The sequence below is a fragment of the Christiangramia crocea genome (genome assembly GCF_022410465.1).
Classification (GTDB): domain Bacteria; phylum Bacteroidota; class Bacteroidia; order Flavobacteriales; family Flavobacteriaceae; genus Christiangramia; species Christiangramia crocea.
In genome coordinates, this window is the sequence record NZ_JAJSON010000025.1 from 674,052 (window position 1) to 688,722 (window position 14,671).

Genomic DNA, 14,671 nt, shown 5'->3' on the forward strand with positions numbered 1-14,671 from the left:
TTGTGAATAAATTGATATAATAAATAATTCTAGAATGAAAAATAGTTTGTTGATCGCACTGAGTTTTTTAAGCATTCTTGCCGGTATGGCTCAGCAAAATGAATGGGAAAACCCGGAAATACTGGATAGAAAAAAGGAAGAGGCTCATGCGCAATTTGTATTTTTTGAAAATGCAGAAGCTGCCAGAACAAAATCTAAATCAGCATCTGGATTACTTAAAAGCCTAAATGGAACATGGAAGTTCGACATAGTAAAGCATCCTTCACAACGACCCGAAGATTTCTTTAGTCCCGGTCTTGACGATAGTGAATGGAATGACATTGAAGTTCCCTCTAACTGGGAACTGCAGGGGTATGATATTCCTATTTATACCAATGTCACCTATCCTCACCCAAAGAACCCTCCTTTAATAGATGGTGACTATAACCCTGTTGGGAGCTATAGAACTTCTTTTAAGGTACCCGAAAACTGGGGTGAAAAGGAGATCATCCTGCATTTTGGATCGATTTCCGGATATGCGCGAGTTTACTTAAACGGTAAAGAAGTAGGGATGACCAAAGCCTCCAAGACTCCGGCTGAATTTAACATAACTCCATTCCTGAAGAGCGGAGAAAACCTTTTGGCTGTACAAGTGACCAGATGGCATGATGGCAGCTATCTGGAAGACCAGGATTTCTGGAGATTAAGCGGAATTGAGCGTGATGTTTATTTGCAAGCGCTACCAAAAACTACCATCTGGGATTATTTTATCCAGAGCGGACTTACTAATAATTATACAGATGGAACCCTGAACCTGAGCGTAGATCTTAGAAAATTTGAAGACAGTAAGATCAAAAAACCATCGGTCAAAGTTCAGCTCTTCTCCCCTTCCGGAGATATGATCTATTCCGAAGAAAAAGAGAAAGTCGATGTTGAAGAGTCAGTGAAATTTCAGAAACAATTGCCGAACGTAAAAAGATGGAGTTCAGAAGAGCCATACCTTTATACTTATACCATTAGCCTTGCTGATAAGAAAGGAAAAGTTCTTGGCGCCTTATCAGGCAAGACCGGTTTCCGTGATATTCTTATCAAAGACGCGCAATTACTGGTCAACGGTAAACCAGTGATTGTTCACGGTGTTAATCTTCACGAACACCATGGGATAAAAGGTCATGTTCCAGACCGTGAGACCATGATCAAGGATATCCAGATCATGAAACAGAACAACATCAACGCGATTAGGATGAGTCATTATCCACACGGAATTGAACTCTACGAGCTAGCCGATAAATATGGAATGTATGTAGTAGACGAGGCTAATATCGAAACTCATGCGATGGGTGCCGAACTACAGGGAAATTTTGACAAATCAAAACATCCGGCTTATTTGGAGGAATGGGCTCCCGCTCATATGGATCGAATAAAAAGGATGTTGGAGAGGGACAAAAATCACACTTCCATTATTCTATGGTCAATGGGTAATGAAAGCGGTAATGGCCCGGTATTTCATGAAGCTTACGACTGGATCAAAGAACGAGATACGACTAGGTATGTAAGTTTTGAACAGGCTGGGCAGGATTCTAATACCGATATTGTTGCTCCAATGTATCCTTCAATCAGGTATATGAAAGAATATGCAGAAGATGAATCTAAAGAGCGTCCTTTCATTATGTGTGAATATTCCCATGCCATGGGAAATAGCAGTGGAAATTTCCAGGAATACTGGGATATTATTTACAGCAGCCCTCATATGCAGGGAGGATTCATCTGGGACTGGGTAGACCAGGGATTGGAAGCCTATACTGAAGATGGCGAGATGTTCTGGGCTTATGGTGGAGACCTAGGAGGGGAGAACCTTCAGAATGATCAGAATTTCAACGCCAACGGGCTTGTAGACGCAGCAAGGGAACCCCATCCGGGTCTTTTTGAAGTAAAAAAGGTTTACCAAAATATTCATTTCGAACTGGAAGGACGCAACACCATTAAAATTAAAAACAGGTTCAATTTCACCAATCTGGATTCTTATTATTTCAAATGGGAATTACTTGCTGATGGCAAAAAAATAGCTGAAAAAAGATTTGAAGTTTCAATTGAGCCTAATGAAACCGGAACCCACCAAATAACACTACCCGATCTGGGAGATGCTGAACATTTTCTAAATGTATACGCATATACAAAATCTGCTACTGAACTTGTTCCGGCAGATCACGAAATCGCCAGGGAGCAGTTCAAAATAGGAGAGGTTGATTATTTTACCGATACTAATTCGCCCGAAGGAGAGCTTCAATTCTCTAAAGACAAAGAAACCTTAAGCTTTTCAGCTGGAAATACGGAAGGAGTTTTCGACCTAAAAAATGGAACACTAAAATCTTACTCTTTGAAAGGAGAAGATAGTAATGTTATTGTCCAGTATCCTGAACCTTACTTCTGGAGAGCGCCCACAGATAATGACTTTGGCAATAATATGCCACGAAACCTGGCCTTCTGGAAAGATGCCACTCAGGATAAAAGTGTTAAGAATGTTGAAGTTGGTCAGGAAACATCCGCAGGCTTAGCTATAACCATTCAATACCAACTCTCAGATACGGTTAATGTGCCTTACCAGGTTGAATACCTTGTTCGCCCTGATGGGAAAATAAGAGTTTCGGCCACCATAGATATAACCGGAAAAGATCTTCCTGAATTGCCTAGGTTTGGAATGCGAATGGTTGTGCCAGGCGAATTTGAAGACCTGGAATATTATGGAAGAGGTCCTTGGGAAAATTACTCTGACAGGAATACCGCTTCATTGGTTGGGACCTATGAAGATAAAGTAGAAAACCAATATACCTGGACCTATATTAGGCCCCAGGAAGCTGGATACCGCACAGATGTACGTTGGCTAAGCCTTTCCACAAAAAATGGAAAATCGCTTACAATTGAAGGTGAGCAGCCAATAGGCTTTAGCGCCATGAATATTCCTACCGAACAACTGGATCCCGGAATGCACAAAGCGCAGCGCCATCCTACAGATCTTGACCCTCAGGATAAAGTCTTTCTTCATATAGATCTTAAACAAAGGGGACTTGGAGGAGATAACAGCTGGGGTATGTTACCACATAATGAATACAGACTCTTGGAGGATTCCTATAATTATTCCTATATACTTTCATTAGAAAACTAAAATTGAAATACTCATGCAATTAAAATTCATATTATGCATACTGATCTTACTGCCCTTGGCCAGTCTTGCCCAGGAAAAAAAACTTAGAAAACAGATACCCCTGGATTCGATAAGACTAAGCGATCCTTTTATCCTGGCAGATGAGAACACCTCTACCTATTTTATGACCGGCTCTGGTGGCAAAATGTGGAAAAGTAAAGATTTAGCATTCTGGACCGGTCCGTTTGATGTGGTAAAGCATGATCCTGATTCCTGGATGGGAAAAAACCCGATGATATGGGCGGCAGAACTACACAAATACAAGGGGAAATATTACTATTTTGCCACTTTCACCAATAGGGATATAAAGATCGATACGGTTAAAGGAAATGTTATTGAGCGCCGCGCAAGCCATGTGCTAGTAAGTGACAAACCAGACGGCCCATATGTTCCCATGAAAGATGATACATATTTACCTCCAGATAAACCGACTTTAGACGGGACATTATGGGTAGACCAACAGGATACTCCTTATATGATCTATTGTCATGAATGGTTGCAGAACTGGGATGGAACCATGGAGAAAATTGAATTGAAACCAGATCTAAGTGGCTCTCTTGGTAAAGGTGAAATTCTTTTCAGGGCCAGCGACTCCCCATGGAGCAAGGAAAAGAATGATGAAGGTAAAACCATTCCCAATAAAGTGACCGATGGCCCATTCATTTTTAGAACTCAAACCGGAAAATTAGGCATGCTATGGACAAGTTGGGTGCACGATGATTATACACAAGGTGTTGCTTACTCTGAGAGCGGAACCATAGACGGTCCATGGATTCAGGAAGAAGAGCCTATTACCCCGCCCAATTATGGTCACGGAATGCTGTTCACTAATTTCGATGGACAGTTATTAATGTCTTTACATAGCCACCGTGTAGGAGAAAACGGAAGGTATATACGCCATCCAAAACTCTTTAAAGTTGATATATCAGGAGATAAACTGGTTGTTGGCGAAAGCTATGATCCTGGTGAATAGGGTTACCCCCATTAAACCATCAAAATCGACATTTTGATTTGAAAAAATTACTTTTATTAACCGTTTGTCTAATATTAACTTCCTGTTCCGGAATAAAGACAACCACTTCCGAAGTTGGAAAGGGATGGGCAAAGAATTCAGTGAATACGGTAATTTTCAGAAAGAATGCGATTATCTCCAATAAAAACTATCAGTTTACTGCATACTATGATAACAGTAGCAATCTGATCCTTGCGAAAAGGAGGTTAGATAAAAGTACCTGGGAAGTACATAAGACCAGGTATAAAGGAAATAGCAAGGATGCACATAATGCAATTAGTATCGCCCTGGACGGAGACGGTTATCTGCATGTGAGCTGGGACCATCATGATACTAACTTACGCTATGCGATTAGTAAAAAACCTTCGGGTCTCGAACTGGGAAATGAGCTTAAAATGACAGGAAAGCTGGAAGAAAAAGTTTCCTATCCGCAATTCTATAAGCTGCCCAACGGCAATCTTTTATTTATGTATCGCTCCGGGCAGTCTGGAAGAGGAAGCCTCGTTTTAAACCGTTTCAACAACAAAACCAAAACATGGGAGCAGATTCACGAAAACCTTATTAATGGTGAGGAGCAGCGTAACGCCTATTGGCAGGCTACTGTAGATAGAGATGGAAATATTCATCTTTCCTGGGTATGGAGAGAATCCTGGGATGTAGCCACCAATCATGATCTTGCTTACGCAGTTTCTAAAGATAACGGCCAGACGTGGGAAAGGTCTGACGGAGAAAAATATGAGCTCCCCATTACCGCGGCTACGGCAGAGTATGCCTGGAAGATACCTCAGAATAGCAATCTGATCAATCAAACATCTATGACTACTGATCGTGATGGAAACCCCTATATAGCCAGTTACTGGAATGAAGGAGGAAAGACACAATATCATTTAGTCTATCTGGAAAATGGAGAATGGAAAAAGGAAAATACAGGTTTTAGAAAAACCAGTTTCGATCTTAGCGGAGGAGGAACCAAAAAAATCCCCATTTCCCGACCTGAAATTATGGTGAATTCAGGTAAGGCTTATCTGTTATTCCGCGATGCTGAAAGAGATAATAAAATTTCCCTTGCCTATAAAAACATCAGCAAAGGAGAATCATGGAAAATTAAAGACCTTACCTCCTATTCTGTAGGCGAATGGGAACCTAATTATGATCTGGAATTATTCAGCTTAAAAAAAGAACTTCACATATTTGTCCAAAACGTCAGCCAGATGGATAGTGAAGGTTTATCAACACAAGAACCTACACCAGTAAAAATACTGAAAGTTAAAAGTCTACCTAAAAAATAATAACATGAAAACTGTATCTCAATTTCTCGCTTTCACTTTCCTGATCTTTTTTTCAATGTTAATGAATGCACAGGAAAATCTTATCACAAATACACATAACCGTGAAAGCATATCCCTGAATGGCACCTGGAATTATATCATAGATACTTATGAAACCGGATTCTATAATTACCGCTGGAAAGAGAAAAATGAGAATGATCCTGAAGCCTACTGGAATAAACCCGTAGTAAATAATCCTTCAGATCGCAGAGAACATGGTTATACAGATGCCAATACTCTGCAGGTTCCCGGCGATTGGAACTCCCAGGACAATATCTTTAAATATTATGAAGGAACCGTATGGTATCAGCGAGAATTCGATGCGCCAAATCTGGAAGAGAATCAAAGGACCTTTCTTTATTTCGGTGCTGTGAATTATGAAGCCCATGTATACCTAAATGGGAAAAAACTGGGTATGCACAAGGGAGGTTTCACTCCTTTTAATTTTGAAATTCCGCAGGATTTACTTCAGGAAAAAGATAATTTCCTTGTAGTAAAAGTTGATAATAAAAGGCACCCCGATGAGATCCCTACTGTTAATACCGACTGGTGGAATTACGGTGGAATCACAAGAGATGTAAAATTACTGGTGATGCCTGAAAATTTTATTCAGCAATATGCAGTCCAGCTTGAACAGGACCAGGACATCAGTTCAGCCAAAAGAAAAAAGAAATTTAATATTGAAGGCAGTCTAAAACTTAATAAAGAAGCTCACGCAGAAGAAATTACAGTAGAAATCCCTGAACTTAAGGTAAAAGAGAAACTTATTGCAAATGGTGATCAGCTTGATTTCAATTTTACTGTAAAAAAACTGGAATTATGGTCTACAGAAAACCCAAAACTCTATGAGGTTATTTTCAACTTTAAAGGTGAAATACTTAATGATAAGATCGGTTTCCGAAAAATTGAAGTTTCTGGTAAGGATATTCTATTAAACGGTAAAAAGGTCTTTTTACGTGGTATTTGTCTTCATGAAGAAATTCCTCTCGAAGCCAGACGAGCCAAAAATATTGCGGACGCAAAAAAGCTTTTTGGCTGGGCACAGGACCTGAATGCCAATATGGTCAGGCTTGCCCATTATCCCCACAACGAATATATGACCCGTATGGCAGATTCGCTGGGAGTAATGGTTTGGTCTGAGATTCCGGTTTACTGGACCATCAATTTTAAGAGTGATTCTGTTTATAATAAGGCAGAAAAACAACTTAAGGAAATGATCATCAGGGATCGCAATAAGGCTTCGGTGATCATCTGGTCTGTTGGGAACGAAACCCCTGTAAGTGAAAGTCGGACAAATTTTATGAGGAAATTGGTTGAAACTACAAAGTCCATGGATGATTCCAGACTTGTTTCTGCAGCCCTGGAAGTTGGTTATAACCGTAATAAAAATTATATCGATGATCCTTTGGGAGAATTTACTGATGTTATATCTGTAAATGAATACCTGGGGTGGTACGGCGACCTTCCCGGCTCCAAGGCACAATCTAACTGGGATCTCGCCTATAACAAACCTCTTTTAATTAGCGAAACAGGTGCTGGTGCAAAAGGTGGATATCAGGGAAAGAAAGAACAAAGATGGACTGAGGATTTTCAAAAATGGTACTATGAAGAGACCATCAAAATGATGAAACGAATGCCTGAAAATTATAGCGGCATGATGCCCTGGATCCTTTCAGATTTTCGTTCACCAAGAAGAAATCACCCGAAATTTCAGGATGGTTGGAATAGAAAAGGCCTTATAGATAATCATGGAAATAAGAAGAAGGCCTTTTACGTTCTTAAAAAATATTACGAAGACAAAGAACAGGAATTTGAGAACCCAGAAAAATAAAATATTTAGTGTTTTGAAAAATATTTCAGGGCTGTATCCGGTTTTGATTATTCTGATTTCATTGTTTTCCTGTAAGGCCCCAGAATACCTTCCGGACAGTTCAGAACCAGCACAAGAAAAAAATGGATTCGAACTGGTATGGGCAGAAGAATTTAATGAAGGTAACAAACCAATTCCTAAAAGCTGGTCTTATGAGTATGGATTTATTAGAAATGAAGAACTTCAGTGGTACCAGGATGATAATGCCAGAATTAAGAATGGTGTTCTGATCATTGAAGGAAAACGGGAGGAAATTAAAAACCCCAATTATGATAAGGGTAGTAGTGACTGGCGTAAAAACAGGAAATATGCCAATTATAGCTCTTCAAGCATTAATACCCGTGGAAAGAAAGAATTTCAATATGGTATCATTGAGGTTCGCGCCCGCATAAATACAGCAAGAGGAAACTGGCCTGCGATCTGGACGCTTGGCGTAGAAAAACCATGGCCTGCTAATGGTGAGGTAGATATCATGGAATATTATATGGTGAATAATGAACCTCATATCCTTGCCAACGCTGCCTGGAAAGGTTCTGAGGAGTATGTGAATTGGGACAGTGAGAAAATCCCTTTCGGCCACTTTTTGGACAAAGATCCTAAATGGACTGAAAAGTTTCATATCTGGAAAATGCAATGGACAGAAGAGTATATTCGTCTTTACCTTGATGATGAACTCCTGAATGAAATTGACCTAGGTAAAACCACGAATCCGGACGGTTTTAATCCTTTTCATCAACCCCATTATATTTTACTCAACTTAGCCCTGGGGTCGAACGGTGGAAATCCCTCAACAACAGAATTCCCCCAGTATTATGAGGTTGATTATGTTAGAGTTTATCAGAAGAAGTAAAAGTTCAATAATCTGGATTAAGCAAGCAAACCGTATGAATAAAACAATATTAAACACTTTATTTTTTATCAGCCTTGGTTTTATCTCAGGACAGGCACAACATAACTCCGAAAGATATTCAGCTTTTCGTCCTGGTGATATTTGGAAAGATACTGATGGTACTCATATCAATGCACATGGAGGCGGACTCTATTTTGAAGACGGAATCTATTATTGGTATGGTGAACATAAAGGAGATGACAGTAAAGCTCATGTAGGGATTAATGTTTACTCTTCCCGGGATCTTTATAATTGGATAAAGGAAGGTGTGGCTCTTTCTGTCGAAAATGATTCGAATTCTGAAATTACGGCAGGAAGCGTTATGGAACGTCCCAAAGTGATTTACAACAAAAAAACGGGGAAATATGTTCTATGGTTTCACCTGGAATTAAAGGATCAGGGATATAGTGCTGCCAGAACTGGAGTGGCTGTAAGCGACACTCCTACCGGTCCTTTTAAATATATAAGATCTTACCGCCCCAATGCCGGAAAATGGCCATTAAACTTTAAAGAAGAATGGAAAACCATCCCGAAAGGTGGAGATCCTGAAGAATGGTGGACCCCACAGTGGCATAAAGCCCTAAATGAAGGAATGTTTGTTAGGCGGGATTTCAAAGAAGGGCAAATGTCCAGAGACATGAGCGTATATGTTGACCAAGATGGGACGGCCTACCATATACATTCTTCCGAAGAAAATCAGACCTTGCATATTTCTGAACTTACCGAAGACTATTTAGGCTTCACCGGAAAGTGGGTACGAGTACAACCGGGAGGACAAAATGAAGCTCCAGCAGTCTTCGAGAAAGACGGTACTTACTATATGATTACTTCAGGGCTTACAGGCTGGGACCCCAATCCTGCTCGATCCTTTAAAGCAAGCTCTTTAATGGGACCCTGGAAGGCTCTTGGAAACCCAGCAAGAGGTGTGGATGCTGATAAAACTTTCCATTCACAAAGTACTTTTATCCTTCCTGTACAGGGAAAGGAAAATGCTTTTATTTTTATGGCAGACCGCTGGAAACCTGAAAATCATATAGATGGTCGGTATATCTGGTTGCCTATTGAATGGGAAGATGATGAACCGGTAATCATGTGGGAAGATGAATGGCGTTTGTCATTTTTTGATAAACAATAATTTCTACAATTGCCAGAATAGCTGATCGGAAATAATTGGACGGACCATCTCATCCCGAATAAAATTACATCAAGATAAATCTAAATATTATGAAAATTAAATTCATTATTCTATCTCTACTACTCTTCGGAAGTGCACTTAAGGCACAGAATAGTAATTTAGAAGAAAGGAAGCCCACCGAGATAAGGGAATATTACATTTCTTCTCTCGTAAGAATCGCCGACCCTGTATTGGTGGCATTAAGTAAAAATGAATTAAAAAAGCGCATGCCTGTAGAAAAGTCTCCGGGTGCCTGGGACGATCGAACACATGTAACTTACCTTGAGGCCTTCGGGCGACTTCTTTCAGGAATGGCTCCCTGGCTGGAGTTAGGCCCGGACGAAACGGAAGAAGGTGAATTAAGGGAAAAATATATTCAGTTAGCACGCAAAGGCATTCATAATGCCACAGATCCTGAATCTCCAGATTTCATGAATTTCACCAATGACCGTCAACCCCTGGTAGATGCTGCGTTTTTGGCACAGGCCCTTTTAAGAGCACCTAACCAACTTTGGGAGCCGCTTTCAGAAGATACCAAACAAAATGTGATCGAGGCCTTAAAATCTACCCGTCAAATAAGTCCCTACTACAGCAATTGGTTGTTATTCAGCTCCATGGTAGAAGCCGCACTTTTAAAATTTGATGATAGCGCCGACAGATTCCGACTGGAGCAGCCTCTGACAAAGCATATGGAATGGTATCTGGGTGACGGGATATATGGGGATGGTCCTAATTTCCACTGGGATTATTATAATAGCTTCGTGATCCAGCCAATGATGTTAGACATTCTAAAAACAATGCAGGATGCTGGCATTGACCGTGACAAGGATTATAAAGAGGTACTGAGAAGAGCCAAAAGATATGCTGAAATCCAGGAACGTCTAATTTCCCCGGAAGGTACTTACCCCCCAATTGGAAGATCTTTAGCATATAGATTTGGAGCATTTCAGCTTCTATCACAAATTACTTTATGGCAGGAACTTCCTGAACAGATAGAGCCGGCACAGGTGCGTTCGGCACTGTACACAGTTATAAAAAACCAGTTGGAAGCAGAAGGAAGCTTTGATGAAAATGGATGGTTGAGAATAGGTTTTTACGGGCATCAGCCAAATATAGGTGAAGGATATATTTCTACAGGAAGCCTTTATCTTTGTTCGGAGGTATTCCTTGTGCTTGGACTAAAACCAGATACTCCTTTCTGGAATGATGCTCCCACACCATGGACCCAGAAAAATATATGGAGCGGAAGGTCAATTCCAATTGACCACGCACATTAATTAAAAAAAGATTTAACTATGCTGATTATTTTTAAACAACTTAACAAATTAGGCCTTGTTCTATTTACTGGCTTTTTGATTTCATGCGGTTCTTCTAAGCCTAGAATTTCAGAGAAATACCCGGCTTTACCAGATTCTAAAGAACAGGTTGCAAAGATTATTAATAAAGTCAACCAGCACTGGCAGAAAAACCACCCTGAACCCGGATGGGCTTTCTGGCATAATGCTGCATACCATACCGGAAATATAGAAGCTTACAAGGTTACAGAAAAAGAAGATTATCTTGAGTATTCCCGCAAATGGGCAGAAGAAAACCAATGGATGGGTGCCAAATCGCAGGATAAGTCAGAATGGAAATATAGTTACGGAGAAACAGATGATCATGTATTGTTTGGTGACTGGCAAATCGCTTTTCAAACCTATATTGACCTCTATAATCTGGAGGAGCAAAAAGATCCATCCAGGATTGCGAGAGCCATGGAGGTAATGGAATATCAGATGAGCACGCCGGAAAATGATTACTGGTGGTGGGCTGACGGACTTTATATGGTGATGCCTGTAATGACAAAATTATATAAGGTGACAGGCAATGAGCAATATCTGGATAAACTATACAAATATTTTCAGTATGCCAACAGCATCATGTATGATGAAGATGCGAAGCTTTATTACCGGGATGCAAAGTACGTCTATCCAAAACATAAAAGCGCTAACGGAAAAAAAGATTTTTGGGCCCGTGGAGATGGCTGGGTATTTGCCGGACTGGCAAAGGTAATACAGGATTTACCTCAGGATGCCCAGCACAGGCAATTTTACGTAGATCGATTCGTAAAAATGGCTGAAGCCCTGGCCGCTGCTCAACAGCCAGAAGGATACTGGACCCGTAGCATCCTTGACCCGGAACATGCTCCGGGACCGGAAACAAGTGGAACTTCTTTCTTTACTTATGGATTTCTCTGGGGTATTAATAACGGCATTCTTAATCAAGAAAAATATTTACCTGTTGTAGAAAAGTCCTGGAAATATTTGGCCAATGTTGCCCTTCAGGAAAATGGAGCTGTTGGATATGTCCAGCCCATAGGAGAAAAAGCTATTCCAGGGCAGGTAGTTGATAAAAATTCTACAGCTGATTTTGGAGTCGGGGCTTTTCTATTAGCCGCTTCAGAAATGTATAGATTCATTGATCTAAATTAACCCGGGAACCCATGAATTTAATTAATGAAAGAATTCTGCTGATATTCCTTTCTAGCCTTTTACTGGTATCCTGTAGAAATAGCAAGGATAATTCTACTCTGCAAAAACAGGAAACCAGTAAAACTGAAATAATCAAGAACCCTATTCACAAAGGATATTATGCTGACCCTTCAGTTATTCAGCATGGTGACCGCTTTTTTATTTATGCTACGATCGATCCATGGGGTGGGGATAGTCTTGCTGTTCTGGAGACCAAAAATTTTCAGAAGTTTAAAACCCATAAACTAAACTGGCCAACCAAAAAAGCTTGCACCTCCCCTACTTCTAAAGATGCTATGGTATGGGCTCCGGGAGTAACCAAGGGAAAAAACGGAAAATTTTATATGTATATTTCAGTAGGTAGCGAGATCTGGGTTGGAGAAAGTGAGACACCACTTGGCCCCTGGAAAAATGCAAAAGAAGATGGAAGTCCTCTAATAAAAAGTAGCCTTTATCCAGATTATCATATGATTGACGCTCATTGTTTTATTGATAGTGATGGGCAGGCATACCTTTATTGGGGTTCCGGTTGGGATTGGGTGAATGGCCGATGTTTCGCAGTAAAACTGAAAGACGACATGGTGAACTTTGATGGTGAAATTAAAGATGTAACTCCGCCAAATTATTTTGAGGCACCTTATATCCTAAAGAAAAATAACAGATACTACCTAATGTATTCTGATGGCAAAGCTATTGATTCTACATATAAAATAAGATATTCAGTGAGTGATAATCCTTTAGGACCTTTCGAGGAAGGAGTAAACAGCCCGATCGCTACCACTAACGCTGAAAAGAAGATCTATGGCCCAGGGCATCATTCAGTATTTACAAAAAATGGCCAGTATTACATCCTGTATCACCAGATAAAGCCACAAGAAAAAGATTACGTTCTACGTCAACTTCGACTGGATAGTCTGAATTTTACTCAAGACGGAGAAATAGAAAAAATTAATTTTAAAGGTGTGGCCACCTTTTCAGAATAATACAGGATGATGAAATCCCTATAATAACTATGAGAAATCCAAAGATCTATATCCTTTTGTTTATTCTAAGTTTAGCTCTATGCTCCTGTGAATTTTCCGCAAAAGAAAAAGAGCAGAACGAATGGATAAATCTTTTTAATGGTAAAGACCTGGAGAACTGGATTGTAAAAATACATCATCACGAAACAGGTGATAATTATGCCAATACCTTCAGGGTTGAGAACGGAACTATTCAGGTAAATTATGACAACTATGAAGACTTTGATGAACGCTATGGTCATTTATTTTACAAAGAGCCCTTTTCTTCTTTTCATTTGAAATTTAGATATCGTTTTAGCGATCAATGGATGGAGGATGCGCCTTCTTATACCTATCGTAATAGTGGAGTGATGTTTCATTCACAGGCTCCTGAAACTATCTTAAAGGAACAGGACTGGCCAATTTCGGTAGAGTTTCAGATGCTTGCCCGTGAAAGTGAAGGTGAAACCCGCCCAACCGGTAATATGTGCTCTCCCGGTACGGAGGTTTATTATGAGGGAGAAATGGATCCCCGGCATTGCATCAATTCAACTTCCAACACTTACGAGTGGGACCAATGGATTGATGCAGAATTGATCGTTTATAGCGATTCTCTGGTAATTCATAAAATAAACGGAAAGAAGGTGCTCGAGTATACTAAACCCCAAATTGGTGGCGGAGTCGCAAATGGCTATGATCCTGGGATAAAAATTGATGGCAAGCCTTTAACTGAAGGTTATATAGGGCTACAGGCCGAAGGCCAGGGAGTTGAATTTAAGGATATAAAAATCAAAAAGCTGGATTAAAAAATCCAGCTTTTTGATTGAAAATATCTTAACAGTTTATTTTTCTACTCAACCTTTATGAAAGAAAGATCTGTAAAAGTTAGATCATAAGGCTGATTGGAGCCACTCTTTATCACTATATAAAAACTTTGAGCAGTATCAAAGGTGTAAAGACCATCATCTGGGTAAACACCTCCGGAGTTATATTCAGAAAAACTATAGGTTCCTGTACTGGTAGGACTTCCATTCCAGGTACTGTAGATAACCTGATAATCAACACTCGGCACATAGTCCTCCCCTTCCTGGGGCTCAATATCGCTAAAAATAAGCTCAGCCCAGGTTTCATCAACCACAGAATTTACAGTTAAGTTTCCTCTAAATTTATAAGTACCCGGTTCCACTGTGATCTCCTGAAAAATGTGAGAACCTGTCCAGCCACCAGGCCCCTGAAAATTAATTGAATTCGCATCTACAGTGACAGTAACCCCAGGAGTAGCCTCCTGAACAATCCATCCTTCCATATCTATCAATCCAGAATCATAAGCTTCTTCCAAAACAACCGTTTTATTTTGTTCTGCAGGGACAGATCCTTCTACTCCATTAACTACTACACTCACCTCATATTCTCCATAATCTGCATAAGTATGACTGGGATTAGCTTCCGTTGATGTATTTCCATCTCCAAAATCCCACATATAAGACTCTGCATTTGTAGTTTTACTTGTGAAATGAACTGTTAAAGGTTCGTTTGCATCAACCTCAGATGAAATAGATAAGGTAGGACTAAATGGAGGATAATCCACATCATCATCAGAACAGGAAGTAACAAGCCCAATAAAAATTGTAAGTGTCCAAAGACACATCCTTTTGAATTTAAAATTTTTCATTTCTATTTAGTTTTAATTAGTTGAAAATTCACCA

General features: G+C 40.0%; 11 protein-coding genes. 10 read left to right on the forward strand and 1 reads right to left on the reverse strand.

Translation table 11 applies throughout. From position 1 onward, the window contains the following. The first annotated feature begins 34 nt into the window (after positions 1-34). The 10 genes from lacZ (at position 35) to LU635_RS14515 (ending at position 13,771) form a co-directional block, all read left to right on the forward strand. Positions 35-3,142 carry a beta-galactosidase, LacZ type gene (gene lacZ, locus LU635_RS14470; protein ID WP_240100204.1) on the forward strand — a complete coding sequence of 1,036 codons (3,108 nt, stop codon included), beginning with the start codon at positions 35-37 and terminating at the stop codon, positions 3,140-3,142. Between the two features lie 13 nt (positions 3,143-3,155). Then, a complete protein-coding gene (locus tag LU635_RS14475) occupies positions 3,156-4,154 on the forward strand; it encodes a glycoside hydrolase family 43 protein (RefSeq protein WP_240100205.1) in 999 nt (332 codons plus the stop codon). A gap of 38 nt (positions 4,155-4,192) precedes the next feature. Next, positions 4,193-5,482, forward strand: a complete 1,290-nt coding sequence (locus tag LU635_RS14480; RefSeq protein ID WP_240100206.1) for a BNR repeat-containing protein — start codon at positions 4,193-4,195, stop codon at positions 5,480-5,482. Between the two features lie 4 nt (positions 5,483-5,486). Then, on the forward strand, positions 5,487-7,352 hold the full coding sequence (locus tag LU635_RS14485) for a glycoside hydrolase family 2 protein (RefSeq protein WP_240100207.1): 1,866 nt from the start codon (positions 5,487-5,489) through the stop codon (positions 7,350-7,352). A gap of 13 nt (positions 7,353-7,365) precedes the next feature. After that, on the forward strand, positions 7,366-8,241 hold the full coding sequence (locus LU635_RS14490; protein ID WP_240100208.1) for a glycoside hydrolase family 16 protein: 876 nt from the start codon (positions 7,366-7,368) through the stop codon (positions 8,239-8,241). 34 nt (positions 8,242-8,275) lie between these two features. After that, positions 8,276-9,415: a glycoside hydrolase family 43 protein gene (locus tag LU635_RS14495; protein ID WP_240100209.1), complete on the forward strand. Its 1,140-nt coding sequence runs from the start codon at positions 8,276-8,278 to the stop codon at positions 9,413-9,415. Positions 9,416-9,504: 89 nt separating this feature from the next. Next, a complete protein-coding gene (locus LU635_RS14500) occupies positions 9,505-10,731 on the forward strand; it encodes a DUF2264 domain-containing protein (RefSeq protein WP_240100210.1) in 1,227 nt (408 codons plus the stop codon). A gap of 18 nt (positions 10,732-10,749) precedes the next feature. Next, positions 10,750-11,925 (forward strand): glycoside hydrolase family 88/105 protein, encoded by a 1,176-nt coding sequence (locus LU635_RS14505; protein ID WP_240100211.1) that lies wholly within the window; start codon positions 10,750-10,752, stop codon positions 11,923-11,925. Between the two features lie 11 nt (positions 11,926-11,936). Beyond that, entirely contained in the window at positions 11,937-12,947 is a 1,011-nt protein-coding gene (locus tag LU635_RS14510) for a family 43 glycosylhydrolase (RefSeq protein WP_240100212.1), read from the forward strand. Between the two features lie 29 nt (positions 12,948-12,976). Beyond that, complete coding sequence (locus LU635_RS14515) at positions 12,977-13,771, forward strand: 3-keto-disaccharide hydrolase (protein WP_240100213.1); 795 nt, start codon at positions 12,977-12,979, stop codon at positions 13,769-13,771. A 44-nt stretch (positions 13,772-13,815) separates the two neighbouring features. Here the strand turns inward: LU635_RS14515 and LU635_RS14520 are convergent, their stop codons facing one another. Beyond that, the gene (locus tag LU635_RS14520; RefSeq protein WP_240100214.1) at positions 13,816-14,637 is read right to left on the reverse strand and encodes a PKD domain-containing protein; all 822 of its coding nucleotides are present in this window, start codon (positions 14,635-14,637) and stop codon (positions 13,816-13,818) included. Positions 14,638-14,671: the final 34 nt, after the last annotated feature.